Source organism: Xenophilus sp. (assembly GCF_044462705.1).
In the GTDB taxonomy this organism is placed as follows: domain Bacteria; phylum Pseudomonadota; class Gammaproteobacteria; order Burkholderiales; family Burkholderiaceae_C; genus Xenophilus; species Xenophilus azovorans.
In genome coordinates this window covers 1-14,566 of sequence record NZ_JBIQNC010000134.1, presented here as the reverse complement: position 1 = coordinate 14,566, position 14,566 = coordinate 1, and the positions used below count along the sequence as shown (strand labels likewise).

Below are 14,566 nucleotides of genomic sequence, written 5' to 3'. Positions count from 1 at the left end.
GCCATGCCGGTGGTGGTGATCGCGCCCAACGACAGCCTGCTGGAGAAGGTGAAGTCCAACATCCAGGAAGTGCGCGCGCGCGGCGGCGAGATGTTCGTGTTCGCCGACGCCGACAGCAACTTCGGCCCCTCCGAGCAGGTGCACGTGATCCGCACCCCGCGCCACGTCGGCATCCTCTCGCCGATCGTGCACGCGATCCCGGTGCAGCTGCTGGCCTACCACGCCGCGCTGGCGCGCGGCACTGACGTGGACAAGCCGCGCAACCTGGCCAAGTCGGTGACGGTGGAATAAGGAAAAGGCCGGTCCGCTGCCGGACCGGCCTTTCCGATCATCGCGCCGGGACGCGGCTCAGAAGTCGACGCGCAGCTGCAGCTGCGCCAGGTCCACGTCCACGTCGTCCATCTCGAAGCGGCTGTACTCGCCGCGCAGCGAGAGGTTGTCGGTGAAGCGGTACTGCAGGCCCAGGCCATAGGTCGGGTCGGTGCCGTTGTCGTCGGCGGGACCGACGGCCGGAACATCCAGTTCGGCGTCCCAGTCGTGGAAGCCCGCCTTCGCGTAGCCGGAGAACCGGTCGGTGAACGGCACGGTGCCCACCGCCACCAGCGACCAGGAATCGGCCTCGAGCTCGCCGACGTTGCCGGTCACGTCGACCTTGCCGAAGTCGGTATAGGCCGCCTCGGCGCCGAAGTAGCGATTGAACTGGTAGCCGGCGAACACCTGGAAGGCGGTGTCTTCGTCATCGGCGAAGTCCTCGTCGATCATCGACTGGCCGGCGCCGGCACCGACGTAGAAGCCGTCGGGGTCCGCGGCGTGGGCGCCGAACGACACCGCGCCGAGGGCGAGGGCGAGGACCGAGGCGGCAAGGATGGGGGAGATGCGCATTGTGGAGCTCCTTCTTGTGGCTGTCGCGATGGAATGTCGCGGGAAGGAGATTGGGAGCGCGGGCCACCGTCCAAGGGCCGATTCCTGGTATTCACTGTTTCAAATGCGATGCGACTTGACCCTCGACCACGCTCCATGGTCCACAATGCCACCCATGAACGCCTCCGCCCTCGCCCGCCTCGCCCTCCTGCCCCTGCTGGGGATTGCCTTCACCGCCGTCGCCGCCGGCCCGCTGGTGGTCGTGCACAAGAACGAGTACTGCGGCTGCTGCAACGGCTGGGTCGAGCACATGCGCAAGGCCGGCTTCGAGGTCGAAGTGCGCAACGTGGCCAACATGAGCCCGGTCAAGGAGCGCGTCGGCGTGCCGCCCGGCAAGGGCTCCTGCCACACCGCCGAGGTCGGCGGCTATTTCATCGAGGGCCACGTGCCGGCGGTGGACGTGAAGCGCCTGCTCGCCGAAAAGCCCGACGCGAAGGGCCTGGCCGTCCCCGGCATGCCGGTCGGGTCGCCCGGCATGGAGGCGCCCGACGGCCGTACCCAGCCGTACACGGTGGAGCTCGTCGCGAAGGACGGCAGCACAAGCGCGTACGCGGAACACTGAGTCCCGCGGGCCTTGACTCCGGACCAGGGTCCGGGGTCCAGAATGGGCCCATGAAGATCGGAACCCTTGCCAGGCGCGCCGGCGTCGCCATCGACACGGTGCGCTACTACGAACGCGAAGGCCTGCTCCCGGCCCCCGCCCGCCTCGCCTCCGGCTATCGCGATTACGACGACGACGCGGTCGAACGCCTGCGCTTCATCCGCCGGGCCAAGGCGCTGGGCTTCACCCTCGGCGAGATCCAGGAACTGCTGCAGCTTTCCTCGCGGCGCGAGGAGGACATGGCCGGGATGAAGGCCGCCGCGATCCAGAAGCTGGCCGATGTGGACGCCAAGCTCGCCGAGCTGCAGCGCATCCGCCAGGGCCTGACCGAGCTGGTCGAGTCCTGCCCGGGCCACGGCGCCCTGGTGCACTGCCCGATCATGGGGGCGCTGGCCGGAGCAGACGCATGACCGGCCACGGGCACGCCTGCTGCCATCACGACCACGCGCAGGCACCCGCCACGCCGGCGCCGGCGATCCCAGGCGCCATCTACACCTGCCCGATGCACCCCGAGGTGCGCCAGGAAGGCCCCGGCACCTGCCCGATCTGCGGCATGGCGCTGGAGCCGGAGATGCCTTCGCTGGAGGAGGAAGAGAATCCCGAGTTGCGCGACTTCGGCCGGCGTTTCTGGTGGACGCTGCCGTTGAGCGCGATCGTGCTGGTGCTGGCGATGTTCGGCGACGCCATTGGCATCGCCGACCCGCGCACCCGCACCTGGCTGGAGCTGGTGCTGGCCACGCCGGTGGTGCTGTGGGCCGGCTGGCCGTTCTTCGAGCGCTGGCTGCAGTCGGTCCGCAACCGCAGCCCGAACATGTGGACGCTGATCGGCACTGGCGTCGGTGCGGCCTACCTGTACAGCGTGGTCGCCACGCTGGCCCCCGACCTGTTCCCGCCTTCCTTCCACGAGCACGGCCGGGTCGGCGTGTACTTCGAGGCGGCCGCAGTGATCGTGTCGCTGACCCTGCTCGGCCAGTTGCTGGAGCTGCGCGCGCGCTCGAAGACCTCGGCGGCGATCAAGGCGCTGCTCGGGCTGGCGCCGAAGACCGCGCGCCGCCTGCGCGAGGACGGCAGCGAGGAGGACGTCCCGCTGGAACAAGTGCACGTGGGCGACCGCCTGCGCGTGCGCCCCGGCGAGAAGGTGCCGGTCGACGGCGTGGTGCTGGAAGGCCGCAGCAGCGTCGACGAGTCGATGCTCACCGGCGAGCCGATGCCGGTGACCAAGGCCGAAGGCGACCGGCTTGTCGGTGCGACGCTCAACACCACCGGCGCACTGGTGATGCGCGCCGAGCAGGTCGGTTCGGAAACGGTGCTGGCGCGCATCGTGCAGCTGGTCGCGCAGGCGCAGCGCTCGCGTGCGCCGATGCAGCGCCTGGCGGACAAGGTCTCGTTCTGGTTCGTGCTGGCGGTGCTGGCCGCGGCCGTGGCCACGTTCCTGGGCTGGGGCCTGTTCGGTCCGGAACCGTCGTGGACCTATGCGGTGCTCAACGCGGTGTCGGTGCTGATCATCGCCTGCCCCTGCGCGCTGGGCCTGGCGACGCCGATGTCGATCATGGTCGCGACCGGCCGTGCCGCGCGCGCCGGCGTGCTGTTCCGCGACGCCGAGGCGATCGAGCGCCTGCGCACCGTGGACACCCTGGTGGTGGACAAGACCGGCACCCTGACCGAGGGCCGTCCGGCGTTCCGCAGCCTGCTCCCGGCGGCGGGCATGGACGAAGGCGAATTGCTGCGCTTGGCGGCCAGCCTCGACGCCGGCAGCGAACATCCGCTGGCCACGGCGATCGTGACCGAAGCGCGCGAGCGCGGTCTCGCGCTGGAGCCGGTTGAGGACTTCGACTCGGTCACCGGCCTGGGCGTGCGCGGCCGGGTCGACGGACGCGCGCTGGCGCTGGGCAGCAGCGGCTACATGCGCGAGCTGGGCATCGCCACCGAAGCGCTGGACGACGCCGCCGGACGCCTGCGCGACGAAGGCGCCAGCGTGGTGTTCCTTGCCGTGGACGGAAAGCTGGCCGGCGCGATCGCGGTGGCCGACCCGATCAAGGCCAGCACGCCGGACGCGATCCGTGCGTTGCATGCACAGGGCCTGCGCATCGTCATGGCCACCGGCGACGCCCGCGCCACCGCGCAGGCGGTGGGCGCGCGACTGGGCATCGACGAGATCCACGGCGAGGTCCGCCCGGACGACAAGGTCGCCCTGGTCCGGCACCTGCAGGCCGAAGGCCACCAGGTCGCGATGGCCGGCGACGGCATCAACGACGCCCCGGCCCTGGCCGCGGCCGAGGTCGGCATCGCCATGGGCGACGGCACCGACGTGGCCATGTCCACCGCCCAGGTGACCCTGCTCAAGGGCGATCTGGGGCGGGTGCTGGAGGCCCGGCTGATCTCCGCGGAGACCGTCGCCAACATGCGCCAGAACCTGGGCTTCGCCTTCCTCTACAACGCCATCGGCGTGCCGGTGGCGGCGGGCCTGCTGTACCCGGCCTTCGGCCTGCTGCTGAGCCCGATGCTGGCCGCCCTGGCCATGAGCCTGAGCTCGGTCTCGGTGGTCGGCAACGCCCTGCGGCTGTCGCGCCGGCCGGGTTGAGGCCGGCCGGCTGCTCCCGGCCCGTCTTGACGTAGTTTTGACATTCGCCCCCCCGGGGCGGGTCTATAACGATCCCGAGGGCGCGGGGTCGCCCCGGGGGGACCATGAACCACGGCTTGCGCGACCATGCCGCGCTGGTGGGCAGCCTCATCGACGCTGCCCCGATCGGCATCTATGTGCTCGACGCCGACATGTGCGTCATGCACGCCAATGCCGAAGCCACCCGCGCCTTCGGCCGCTTCGCGCAGGACATGGTCGGACGCGGGCTAGGGCCGATGCTCGCCGAGCTGTGGGGGCCGGACGCCGCGGCGATGTCGCTGGAGGTGTTCCGCCACACGCTCGAGACCGGCGAGCCCTTCGTCAGCGACGAATTCATCGGCCAGCGCCTGGACACCGGCAATACCGAGTACTACGAGTGGCGGGTATTCCGGATCGGCCTGCCCGACGGCACGCCCGGCGTGGTCTGCTACTTCCGCGACATTTCCGCCGGGGTGGAGGCGCGCAAGTCGGTCGAGGACAGCCGCGACGCGCTGAAGCTGGCCGATGCACGCAAGGACGAATTCCTCGCGACCCTGGCGCACGAGCTGCGCAACCCGCTGGCGCCGCTGAGCAACTGCCTGCACATCCTACGCTTGCGCGACTCCGACGACGTCGAAGGCAAGCGCCTGCGCGCGATCATGGAACGCCAGGTCATGACCCTGGTGCGGATGACCGACGACCTGCTGGAAGTCTCGCGCATCACCCGGGGCAAGATCGAGCTGCGCAAGGTGCCCACCGACCTGCGCGACATCGTCCACGCCGCCATCGAGACCAGCCGGCCGCTGATCGTGCACGCCCACCACGCGTTCGACCTGCGCATGGATCCGCTGGAGGCGTTGCCGGTTCTGGCCGACGGCGTGCGCCTGTCGCAGGTGTTCGCCAACCTGCTCAACAACGCCGCCAAGTACACCCCCAAGGGCGGGCGGATCATCGTCGAGGTGGCGCGCGAGGACCGCCACGCGCGGGTCTCGGTGCGCGACAACGGCATCGGCCTGCCAAGCGAGATGCTGGACCGGGTCTTCGACCTGTTCGCGCAGGACGAGCATGGCCGGCGCCTGGCGCAGGGCGGGCTGGGCATCGGCCTGACTCTGGCGCGCAGCCTGGTCGCCATGCATGGCGGCACGGTCGCCGCGCTCAGCGAAGGGGTCGGCCGCGGCACCGAATTCATCGTCCAACTGCCATTGCTGGCATCAGGGGAGAGGCCACACATGGAACCCGTACTCGCCACCTTCGACGGCGATCCGCTGGACATCGTCGTCACCGACGACAACCAGGAGAACGCCGATTCCCTCGCGCAGATGCTGCGCCTGGCCGGCCACCAGGTGCGGATCACCTACGACGGCGAGAGTTGCCTGGAGGCGGTCGCCGAGCGGATGCCGGACCTGGTGCTGCTGGACCTGGGCATGCCCGGGCTCGACGGCTTCAGTACCTGCCGGCGGATCCGCGAGGCGCATGGCCGTGGCCTACGGATCCTGGCGGTCACCGGCTGGGGCCAGGCGCGCGATGTCGCCGACGCCGCCAAGGCAGGCTTCGACGGGCACATCGTCAAGCCGGTGGATCCCGCCAAGCTGGCCGAGGGCATGGCCGGGCTGGGGCGCCGGAACACCGCCTGACGGCGCGGATCAGCGCTCCGCGCGCAACAGTTCGGACAGGTTGAACCGTGCCAGCTTGCGCCGCGCGAACCCGAACAGCGTCACCCCGAACAGCAGCAGCACCGCGGCCATCCCGAGGCCGACCCAGGCCGCATCGAGCGGCTGCGCCAATGGCATCGGCACGGCATTGGCAGCCAGGGCCAGCACGAACAGCAGGACGACCGGCAAGGCCGCCGCGACCGCAACGAGCGCGGGCGCGCGCATGAACTCGCGCGCGGCCTGGCCCAGGCTCGCCCCCAGCGCCGCGCGCAGGCCCAGTTCGCGGCCGTGTTGCTGCAGTCGGGTCCTGGCGAGGGACAACAGGCCCAGTCCCATCAGGCCCAGCGCGAGCACCGCATAGCAGAACGTGAACCCGGCCAGCAGCAGTTCGGTGCGCACCTGGTCCGCGCGCTTGTCCGACATGCTGTGCGCGTGGTCCAGCGCGCCGGAAGCGAGGAACCGGTGCGGCAGCAGCACGGTCATCCCGGACAGGGACGATTCCGGCGGCACGTACGCCACCGCTTCGGCAGGCGTGCGCACGCTGTCGTAGTGGATGTCCCCGACCACCCCGGTGACCAGCACGCTGGTGTCCTGGCTGGCGTCGAACGGATCCGCGCGGGTGAGGTGTCTGCCGACGACCACCGCGGTACCGCCGAACAAGGCCGCGGCGCTGGCGCTCAACACGACCTCGTTCTCGCTGTGCGGCGCATAGGTGCGCCCGGCCAGGAGCGGGACGCCGAGCAGGTCGAAAGCCTGCGGCGAAGCCGCGTTGAAGTAGATCGTATGGCGGACGCTATCGCCGGCTTCGTTCGCATGGAGCTCGGCGCGGACCTGCAAACGGGTGAGCGGCGGGGTCCGGATGACGGCCATGGCGTCCTCGTCCAGCCCGAGCCTGCGCGCAAGATCCGATGCGGCTTCGAGGCCGTGTTCCGGCGCCGTCACCAGCACCGGATCGGCGCTGCCGCCCCAGGGCGCCGCGTTCAGGCGCAGCGCGACGAGCAGGCTCAGCCCCACGGCGCCCGCCACGAAGGCGGACAGTGCCCATTGCAGGGCATGCGCCAGCTTGCGGCCCCGCTCGGTGGCGGCGGTCGCACCGATCGAACGGCTGCGCAGGACGCTTTCGCGCAGGTAGCGCCAAGGCCAGGCCACGGCCACCACGCCGACCGCGACAATGAGGCCCAGTCCCGGAAGGAAATCGCGCGCGGACAAGGCGACGCCCCTGCCTTGCAGGTAGTCCTGCATCGGTTGCAGCTGGCGCACCAGGTGGAATTGGCCGTAGGCAAGCGGCACCGACAGCAGCAACACCAGGGCCAGGAACGGAAGGGCCTCGGACAGGAACATGCCGGCCAGGTCGCGGCGCCGCGCGCCCACCGCCACCATGCACTGCAGTTCCTGCGCACGCTCGCTGGTGCGCGCCGACCAGAACGAAGCAAGGTTCAGCAGCGCAAGGAACGCGAGCGCGGCGTTGAGCAGGCCGAGGATCGCGAGGTATCGGGCGACGGTGGCGGTGCGCTGCGGCGTGATGTCGATGCGCGGATACACCGCGCTGGCATGGCCGGTGGCATCGAAGCCAAGCTTCAATGGCCCCGTCGGCGTGGACAGCGAGATCTCGCGGGTGTCGCGGACCTTCCAGCGGGTCAGCCGCGGATCGTCCGGATCCACCTTGCCGGCGTCGACGATGCCGAAGAAGAACGGCGCCAGGGTCGCGAACTCGGCCTTCGCCGAATCCACGATCTCCTGCGGCAGCGGCAACAGCAGGTCGAAGAACGCCGGCGTGTACTTGTCCGGAATCCAGGCGACCGGCGCCAGGTCTCCCAGCCCCTTGAACGCGGGCGGCGCGATGCCGACCACGCGAATGTCCGCGCCGGCGATGTTGATGCTCTTGCCGACAATGGAAGGATCCGAGTGAAGCGGACCGGACCAGAATGCGTGGCTGAGCATCGCTCCATGCGCGTCGGCGCCGGGCGTCTCGCCGATCATGGCATCCACGCCGAGCACTTCGAAAAATCGGTCGCTGACCAGGGCCACCGGTTGCGCCGGCCAGGAGGCGTCGCCCAGGCGCACCTCGCCATCGGAACGGCCGTATGCGGCAAATCCACCGGGCGCGACCAGCGACCGCAACCTGTCCAGGTCTTGCAGCGCGACCGGTTCGAAGCGCCCTTCCGGGGTGTGCTGGCCCAAGGTGAGGAAGTGCATCCCCGGATCCACGCCCGGCGGCGTGAACCAGAGCGAGGAGCGCAGCACCACGGTGTTGACCGCCGCCAGCGCCACGATCAGCGCGCAGCTGGCCAGCAACAACAGCCCGCGCCCGGGACTCGCCTTCCAGAAGCGGATCGCGTCGTGCAGGGCGTGCGGCATGGCGGTGCCTCAGGACGCCTCGACGAAACGGCCGTCGAGCATGTGCAGCCGCCTCCCCGCCATCTGCGCCAGCCCCAGGTCGTGGGTCACCAGCACGACGGTGGCGCCTTCCTCGTTGAACTCGCGCACCAGGCCCATCACGTCCGTGGCATGCCGGGAATCGAGGTTGCCGGTCGGCTCGTCGGCCAGGATCAGCGACGGGCCCATCACCATGGCCCGCGCGATCGCCGCGCGTTGCTGCTGGCCGCCCGAAAGCTCGTGGGGGTAGTGCCGGGCCCTGTCCAGGAGGTTGACCCGCTCGAGCAGCGCATGCACGCGGGCATCGCGCTCGTCGCGGTCCACGTTGCCATAGCGCGTCGGCAGCGCGACGTTTTCCGCAACGGTCAGGTTGGCCACCAGGTTGAAGGCCTGGAACACCAGGCCGATGTAGCGGTTGCGCAGCGAACTGCGCTGGTCGAAGCCGAGCGCGCCGGTATCGATGTCCCGGATCCGGTAGCTGCCGGCGTCCGGCCGCTCCAGCAGGCCGAGCACGGAGAGCAACGTCGATTTTCCGCAACCCGATGGTCCGAGGATCGACACGAATTCACCGTCGCGCACCGCGAGGCTGACGTCGTCGAGCGCGGTGACCCGGCCCGAGCCCGCGCTGTAGCGACGGGTGATGCCGCGGAGGCTGAGGAGGGGTTGGGGGCTGTCGTGGTCAGGCATGGAATGGACGTCTAGTCCGCCGCCGCCGCGGCGTCGAGGAAGATGCGTTCGCCGGCAATCGCACCGGCGAGGAGCTGGACATGCTCGGCGTCGGCGGCGCCGAAAAGGACTTCGCGGCGCGCGGGCGCATCTGGGTCACCGGTGGCGACGAGCACGCTGCCGGCGTGATGCGGCGTGGCATTGGCCGGGCGCGCGACATAGATCGCGTCGTGCAGCCGGCCTGTGATGATGCGGCCGGTCACCGGTTGCCCTGCGAAGACGCTGCCGGCCGCAAGCCCTTCGACCGGTAGCAGCACCTTCAGCTCGCCGCGCACGACCTGCGGATCGACCCGCGCGACCGTGGCCTCGTACTGCTTGCCGGCAAGCTCCACGGTCGCGGGCTGCCCCGGGGCGACCTCGCCGGAACGGCTGGCCGGGATCCACAGCTCAACCGCGAGCCCGTCGCCTGTTGCCAGTGTGGCCACCACGGCGCCGGGCTCGACCTGGCTACCGACCGTCAGGGTGGCCGGCATGTCGAAGATGGTCGCGTCGCGCGGTGCCCGCACTTCCAGGTCGGCGACTTCCTCGCGCAGGCGCTGCACGTCCTTGGACAGGGCGTCCATGACCGCGCGGTCCGCGTCCGTCGCCGCCAGCCCAAGGGCCTCCAGGCGTCGCAACTCGTCGCCGGCATCTGCAATCTGCCGCTCCAGGCTCTGCCCGTGGACGATGCTCTTCTCGAGCTCGATGGGCGTGACGATGCGCGCTTCCGCCAACTTGCGCAGGCCTTCGATCTCCAGCCGCGAGACCCGCAGTTCGCCCTGCAGGTCGGCCAGGCGGGAACGCGCGCGATGTTGCGACCCGGTCATGTCCGCGCGGTTGCGCATCAGGTCGACCTTGGCCTGGGCGAGCGACTTTTCCGCCTCGCGAAGCTTCTGCAACAGCTCGGCGTTCTCCAGCGCGACGATCACCTCGCCCTTGCCGACCCTGCTGCCTGTGCGCCGCTCGATGCGCGCGATCCGTCCGCCACTGCGCGAGCCGATCGACACCAGGTCGGCCGGGACGAGCTTTCCGTAGCCGTCGATGCCCAGCACCAGGTCCCCCTGCATGACTTCCGCCAGCCGCGTGCCGGGGCCGGGCTCGCGTGCGCCACCCAGCAGCGCCCAGCCGAGCAGGACCAGCGCCAGCGGTGCCGCCGCCAATGCGGGCCACCAGCGGCGCCAGGCCGGCGCACGCCGGCGCCCCGCCGCGGGCGGGTCGAGGTCGAAACTCCGGTTCGGCTTGGGGATCGCCATGCGCCGGCGGTCAGCCCTCGGGTTTGTAGTCGTTCTTTTCGAACACCAATCGCAGCCAGCGCGCGTCCGGATCGTGTTCGCGGATGAACCTGGCCAGGTCCGGGTAGTACGGATCGCACGACGGGCACACGCCGATGCTCTTCCCGATCTCGATCGAGACCATCACCGGCACGCCCGTGGCGCTCGGCTCGAATCCGGCGTCCTCCAGCAGCGACAGCAGGTGCGCGTCCTTGCGGCCGCTGGTCTTGCCCGAACGCAGCGCCTCCAGGATCGGTTCATAGGCCTGGAACTTCGACGCCTTGCCTTCGAAGATGACCTCGCCCGAGGCGCTCAGCACGTACACCTTGGGCACCTGGATGCCGTGGTCGGACAGGACGGCCGACTGGCGGGCAAGCAGGTGGACCTGCTCCTCGACGACTTCCGCGCGTGCGAGCAACGGGATCAACAACAGCGCCGCGCCCAGCACGGCCTTCATCGGATGCATCGTCTGGTCTCCTTTCCAGTGGTGCGGTGTTTCCCGGTCCACGCGGGCCGGCGCGCCGGCCCGGGTGGGCGATGCTCAGTTGCGCTCGACCTCGCCGGTCTTGCCCGTGCAGGTTTCGCAGTGGATGGTGCCATCCGGATTGAGCGTGCAGTTCTTGCAGTTCCACTTCATGGCCATTGCGGACCCGGTGGCGAACATGCCCAGCGCGATCATGCAGATTGCGATCTTGTGCTTCATCGTGTGTTCCTCAGTTCGGCGCCCGGGAGGTCGTCGCACCGTCGGTGCCGACGCAGTGCTTGCAGACGATGCGGCCGTCGGGGTACAGGGTGCAGTCGGTGCACTCCCACTTGATCGCCATCGCGGCGCCGGAGGCGAGGATGCTGGCGGCGAACAGGGACAGGATTGCCTTCTTCATCAATTGGCCTCCGTGGACGGATAGTAGGTGCAATGGGTCTTGCCGCAGCTGTAATGGCCGTCCGGGTAGAACGTGCAGTTCTCCGAGACGCAGACCATGCGCGCGGCCACGACACTGCTCGTGGCGAGCAAGCCCAGGGCAGCAAGGGCGATGAGCTTCGACTTCATGTCATTCTCCATGCTCTTGTTTGCAGCGCCGATACCGACGCCACACATGCGCCGCGACAGCTCCGATGCCGGCGCGAAATCGCATGTCGGGTCCCGGGAGCGCGCAGCCCCGGCAGGGGCGCAAGTCTATTCAGCGCCCGCCGGCGGCTGCAGCATTGACACGATTTGGTGAATACCGGTCACTGGCCGGGTGCGGTGCCGTTGCGCGCTTCAGTCCTTGCGCGGACGCTTCCAGCCGTCGATGGTTTCCTGCCTGGCGCGACCGACCGTAAGCTTGGCATCGGGCGCGTCGCGGGTGATCACGGAGCCTGCGCCGATGGTCGCGTCGCGACCGATGGTCACCGGCGCCACCAACGAGCTGTTCGAGCCGATGAACGCGCCGTCGCCGATCGTGGTGGTGGACTTGTGCACGCCGTCGTAGTTGCAGGTGATGGTGCCGGCGCCGATGTTGACCTTGCCACCGATGTTCGCGTCGCCCAGGTAGGTCAGGTGGTTGGCCTTGCTGCCCGGGCCCATCGCGGTGTTCTTGGTCTCGACGAAGTTGCCCACGTGCACGCCGTCGGCCAGCACCGTGCCCGGGCGCAGGCGCGCGAACGGGCCGATGGTGGCGGCCCCGTCGCTGCGGGCGCCCTCCAGGTCGCAATGCGCGCGGACGATCGTGCCCGCCGCAAGGTGCACGTCGCGCAGGCGGCAGAACGGGCCCACGCTCACGCCGTCGCCGAGCACGACGTCGCCTTCCAGCACGACATCCACGTCGATTTCCACGTCGCTGCCGGCGGTGACGCGGCCGCGGATGTCCAGCCGCGCCGGATCGGCCACGCGCACGCCCTGCGCGCACAGCGCGCGCACCTGGCGCTGCTGGAACGCGCGCTCCAGTTGGGCGAGCTGCCAGGGATCGTTGGCGCCCTCGGTCTCGACCGGATCGTCCACGACCACCACTTCGGCCGCGCAGTATTCGGCCGCGGCCTGTTCGAAGACATCGGTGAGGTAGTACTCGCCCTGGGCGTTGTCGTTGCGCAGCGCGGACAGCCAGGTGCGCAACCTGCCGGCGTCGCAGGCGATCACCCCGGTGTTGACCAGGCCGATGCGGCGCTGTTCGGCGTCGGCATCCTTGTGCTCGACGATGCGCGCGACGTGTCCGCTGGCGTCGCGGACGATGCGGCCGTAGCCGGTCGGGTCGGCCAGGTCCGCCGCCAGTACGGCCAGCGCGCCCTGCTCGGCAAGCAGGCGGCGCAATGTGCCGGCCGTGATCAGCGGGACGTCGCCGTACAGCACCAGTACCCGCGCGTCGTCGGGAATCGCGGGCAGCGCCTGCTGCACCGCGTGGCCGGTGCCGAGCTGTTGCGCCTGCTCGGCCCAGGCCAGGTCCGGCTGGCCGGCGAAGGCGGCGCGCACCTGGTCGCCGCGGTTGCCGTAGACCACGTGGATGCCCGCTGGTTGCAGCGCGCGCGCGGTGTCGATGACGTGCGCCAGCATCGGCCGCGCCGCCACCGGCAGCAGGACCTTGGGCAGGGCGGATTTCATCCGCTTGCCTTCTCCGGCGGCAAGGATCACGACGTGCAGGGCTGCGGGCATGGGGCGTCCAGGTGCAAGGGATGTCGCGATTCTAGCGGGCCGCGCTGCTAGGATGCGCCGATGCCCCACGCCCGCCGGACCCGATGAGCCTTGGCCGCCATGCCCGCCATTACCTGCTGATCGGCGGCGTGCAATGGTTGGTGGACTGGGGCGTGATGGTCGCGCTCAGCCACTTCGGCGTGCTGATCGAACTGGCCAACGTCGCCGGCCGCGTCGCCGGCGCCCTGCTGGGCTACTGGCTCAACGGCAAGCTGACCTTCGCCGGCGACGATACCGCGATCGGCCCGACCCAGCTCACCCGCTTCATCCTGATGTGGCTGGGCACCACCGCGGTCAGCACCTGGTCGATGGGCGTGATCGACGACTACGCGGGGCTCAAGTGGGCGTGGCTGGCCAAGCCCGGCGTCGAGCTCGCGCTCGGCGTGGTCGGCTTCTTCCTCTCCCGGCACTGGGTCTACCGAAAATAGCGCCGCACCGCAGAGCCGACCCATGGTCGGCTTCGAGGATCAGTCGACGGTAAACCCGACCTTCACCGTCACCTGCCAGTACTTCACCTGGCCGCCCTCGACGTGACCGCGGGTATCCAGCACCTCGAACCAGCGGATGTCGCGGACGCTCTCGGACGCCTTGGCGATCGCGACGCGGATCGCGTCGTCGCTGCCGGTCGTGGACGAGCCGGTCAGTTCCAGGGACTTGTAGACATGGTTGGTCATCGGGCGCTCCTTGGCCTGGGGCAGGCCAGCGTCGCGCGGGGGCCGCGCCGCGTCAATCCCGCCGCGTCACCCGCACTTGGAATAGCCGCAATTCAGGCAGGTCGCGCAGCCGTCCATGATCACGACGGCCTTGGTGCTGCACTTGTGGCACATGGTGGCGGAGGGCGGGAAGCTGGCGCCTTCGCCGGTGACGGCGACCGATTCGGTGTCGCGATCCTGGCCGAGCCGACCATGGGTCGGCTCTACGGGGCTGGCGGGCTCACGCTTTTTTTTTGAGCGGGACTCGAAGGCGGCGCGCTTTTCGGCGATCAGCGCGCGGCGCTCGGGGCTCATTTCCGGGTCGTGGATCATGCCGATGGACTTCAGGTGGTCCTCGACGATGCTGCCCAGTTCGGCCACCAGCGACGGCATGTACACGCCGCCGGCCTTGAAGTAGCCGCCCTTGGGGTCGAACACGGCCTTCATCTCTTCCACCAGGAAGGTCACGTCTCCGCCCTTGCGGAACACCGCGGACATGATCCGGGTGAGCGCGACGATCCACTGGAAATGCTCCATCGACTTGGAGTTGATGAAGATCTCGAACGGGCGGCGCTGCTCGTGCTCGCTGCCCTGGTTGAGCACGATGTCGTTGATGGTCACGTACATGGCGTGCTCCACCAGCGGCGACTTGATCTTGTAGGTGCTGCCGACCAGCACCTCCGGGCGCTCGATGCGCTCGTGCATCTGGATGACGTCGGCGCTGGGCAGCTCGGCCCCGGCGTCGGCGCGCGGCACGGAATCGGCCTGGGTCGCGGCCGGCTTCGCCTTGTCCTCGGGGGTGACGACGGCGTAGCCCTTGATTTTCTTGTCGATCCTGACGGCCATTGGGGGTGGTTCCTGTCGCTGTGTCGAAAAGCCCCTCCCTCGCGGGAGGGGCAGCTTTGCGGCTTGCGCCGCGGTTACGCGCGGGCCCTCGGCGAGGCCTTCTTCGCGGCCTTGCGCGGCGCCGCCTTGCGGGCGGTCTTGCGCGCGGCCTTCTTCGGGGCGGCCTTGCGGGCGGTCGCCTTCTTCGCGGTTGTCTTGCGGGCGCCGGCCTTGCGCGCCGTCGCCTTCTTCGCCGTCGACT

17 protein-coding genes are annotated in these 14,566 nt (G+C 69.8%); 6 read left to right on the top strand and 11 right to left on the bottom strand.

Annotation, left to right across the window (positions count from 1 at the left end):
• A partial coding sequence (locus ACIY1X_RS18135; protein ID WP_399683114.1) for an SIS domain-containing protein occupies nucleotides 1–291 on the top strand: 291 nt, incomplete at its 5' end.
• Between the two features lie 57 nt (nucleotides 292–348).
• Here the strand turns inward: ACIY1X_RS18135 and ACIY1X_RS18130 are convergent.
• Nucleotides 349–882, bottom strand: coding sequence for a TonB-dependent receptor domain-containing protein (locus tag ACIY1X_RS18130; RefSeq protein WP_399683111.1), 534 nt, complete (start codon nucleotides 880–882; stop codon nucleotides 349–351).
• 154 nt (nucleotides 883–1,036) lie between these two features.
• On the opposite strand from ACIY1X_RS18130, the gene ACIY1X_RS18125 reads away from it, so the two are divergent.
• The 4 genes from ACIY1X_RS18125 (at nucleotide 1,037) to ACIY1X_RS18110 (ending at nucleotide 5,755) form a co-directional block, all read left to right on the top strand.
• Nucleotides 1,037–1,483, top strand: coding sequence for a DUF411 domain-containing protein (locus ACIY1X_RS18125; protein ID WP_399683109.1), 447 nt, complete (start codon nucleotides 1,037–1,039; stop codon nucleotides 1,481–1,483).
• Between the two features lie 50 nt (nucleotides 1,484–1,533).
• On the top strand, nucleotides 1,534–1,932 hold the full coding sequence (locus tag ACIY1X_RS18120; protein ID WP_399683107.1) for a heavy metal-responsive transcriptional regulator: 399 nt from the start codon (nucleotides 1,534–1,536) through the stop codon (nucleotides 1,930–1,932).
• Nucleotides 1,929–4,103, top strand: coding sequence for a copper-transporting P-type ATPase (locus tag ACIY1X_RS18115; RefSeq protein ID WP_399683105.1), 2,175 nt, complete (start codon nucleotides 1,929–1,931; stop codon nucleotides 4,101–4,103). The genes ACIY1X_RS18120 and ACIY1X_RS18115 overlap by 4 nt, the downstream gene beginning before the upstream one ends.
• A gap of 104 nt (nucleotides 4,104–4,207) precedes the next feature.
• Nucleotides 4,208–5,755 (top strand): ATP-binding protein, encoded by a 1,548-nt coding sequence (locus ACIY1X_RS18110; RefSeq protein WP_399683102.1) that lies wholly within the window; start codon nucleotides 4,208–4,210, stop codon nucleotides 5,753–5,755.
• Nucleotides 5,756–5,764: 9 nt separating this feature from the next.
• Here the strand turns inward: ACIY1X_RS18110 and ACIY1X_RS18105 are convergent, their stop codons facing one another.
• The 8 genes from ACIY1X_RS18105 to glmU form a co-directional block, all read right to left on the bottom strand.
• Nucleotides 5,765–8,131, bottom strand: a complete 2,367-nt coding sequence (locus ACIY1X_RS18105) for an FtsX-like permease family protein (RefSeq protein ID WP_399683099.1) — start codon at nucleotides 8,129–8,131, stop codon at nucleotides 5,765–5,767.
• A 9-nt stretch (nucleotides 8,132–8,140) separates the two neighbouring features.
• A complete protein-coding gene (locus ACIY1X_RS18100; RefSeq protein ID WP_399683097.1) occupies nucleotides 8,141–8,836 on the bottom strand; it encodes an ABC transporter ATP-binding protein in 696 nt (231 codons plus the stop codon).
• Nucleotides 8,837–8,847: 11 nt separating this feature from the next.
• Nucleotides 8,848–10,107 (bottom strand): HlyD family secretion protein, encoded by a 1,260-nt coding sequence (locus ACIY1X_RS18095; RefSeq protein WP_399683095.1) that lies wholly within the window; start codon nucleotides 10,105–10,107, stop codon nucleotides 8,848–8,850.
• 10 nt (nucleotides 10,108–10,117) lie between these two features.
• Complete coding sequence (locus ACIY1X_RS18090; RefSeq protein ID WP_399683094.1) at nucleotides 10,118–10,582, bottom strand: hypothetical protein; 465 nt, start codon at nucleotides 10,580–10,582, stop codon at nucleotides 10,118–10,120.
• Between the two features lie 84 nt (nucleotides 10,583–10,666).
• The gene (locus tag ACIY1X_RS18085; RefSeq protein WP_399683093.1) at nucleotides 10,667–10,828 is read right to left on the bottom strand and encodes a hypothetical protein; all 162 of its coding nucleotides are present in this window, start codon (nucleotides 10,826–10,828) and stop codon (nucleotides 10,667–10,669) included.
• Nucleotides 10,829–10,838: 10 nt separating this feature from the next.
• Entirely contained in the window at nucleotides 10,839–11,006 is a 168-nt protein-coding gene (locus ACIY1X_RS18080) for a hypothetical protein (RefSeq protein ID WP_399683090.1), read from the bottom strand.
• A complete protein-coding gene (locus tag ACIY1X_RS18075) occupies nucleotides 11,006–11,173 on the bottom strand; it encodes a hypothetical protein (RefSeq protein ID WP_399683088.1) in 168 nt (55 codons plus the stop codon). Before ACIY1X_RS18075 ends, ACIY1X_RS18080 begins: the two co-directional genes overlap by 1 nt.
• A gap of 210 nt (nucleotides 11,174–11,383) precedes the next feature.
• Complete coding sequence (gene glmU / locus ACIY1X_RS18070) at nucleotides 11,384–12,736, bottom strand: bifunctional UDP-N-acetylglucosamine diphosphorylase/glucosamine-1-phosphate N-acetyltransferase GlmU (protein WP_399683117.1); 1,353 nt, start codon at nucleotides 12,734–12,736, stop codon at nucleotides 11,384–11,386.
• A gap of 95 nt (nucleotides 12,737–12,831) precedes the next feature.
• Here glmU and ACIY1X_RS18065 point away from each other — a divergent pair, with 95 nt between their 5' ends.
• On the top strand, nucleotides 12,832–13,215 hold the full coding sequence (locus tag ACIY1X_RS18065) for a GtrA family protein (RefSeq protein WP_399683086.1): 384 nt from the start codon (nucleotides 12,832–12,834) through the stop codon (nucleotides 13,213–13,215).
• A gap of 39 nt (nucleotides 13,216–13,254) precedes the next feature.
• Here ACIY1X_RS18065 and ACIY1X_RS18060 read toward each other — a convergent pair whose 3' ends face one another.
• Nucleotides 13,255–13,461 (bottom strand): dodecin, encoded by a 207-nt coding sequence (locus ACIY1X_RS18060; RefSeq protein WP_399683083.1) that lies wholly within the window; start codon nucleotides 13,459–13,461, stop codon nucleotides 13,255–13,257.
• A 66-nt stretch (nucleotides 13,462–13,527) separates the two neighbouring features.
• Nucleotides 13,528–14,325 (bottom strand): hypothetical protein, encoded by a 798-nt coding sequence (locus ACIY1X_RS18055; RefSeq protein ID WP_399683080.1) that lies wholly within the window; start codon nucleotides 14,323–14,325, stop codon nucleotides 13,528–13,530.
• Nucleotides 14,326–14,566 lie beyond the last annotated feature (241 nt).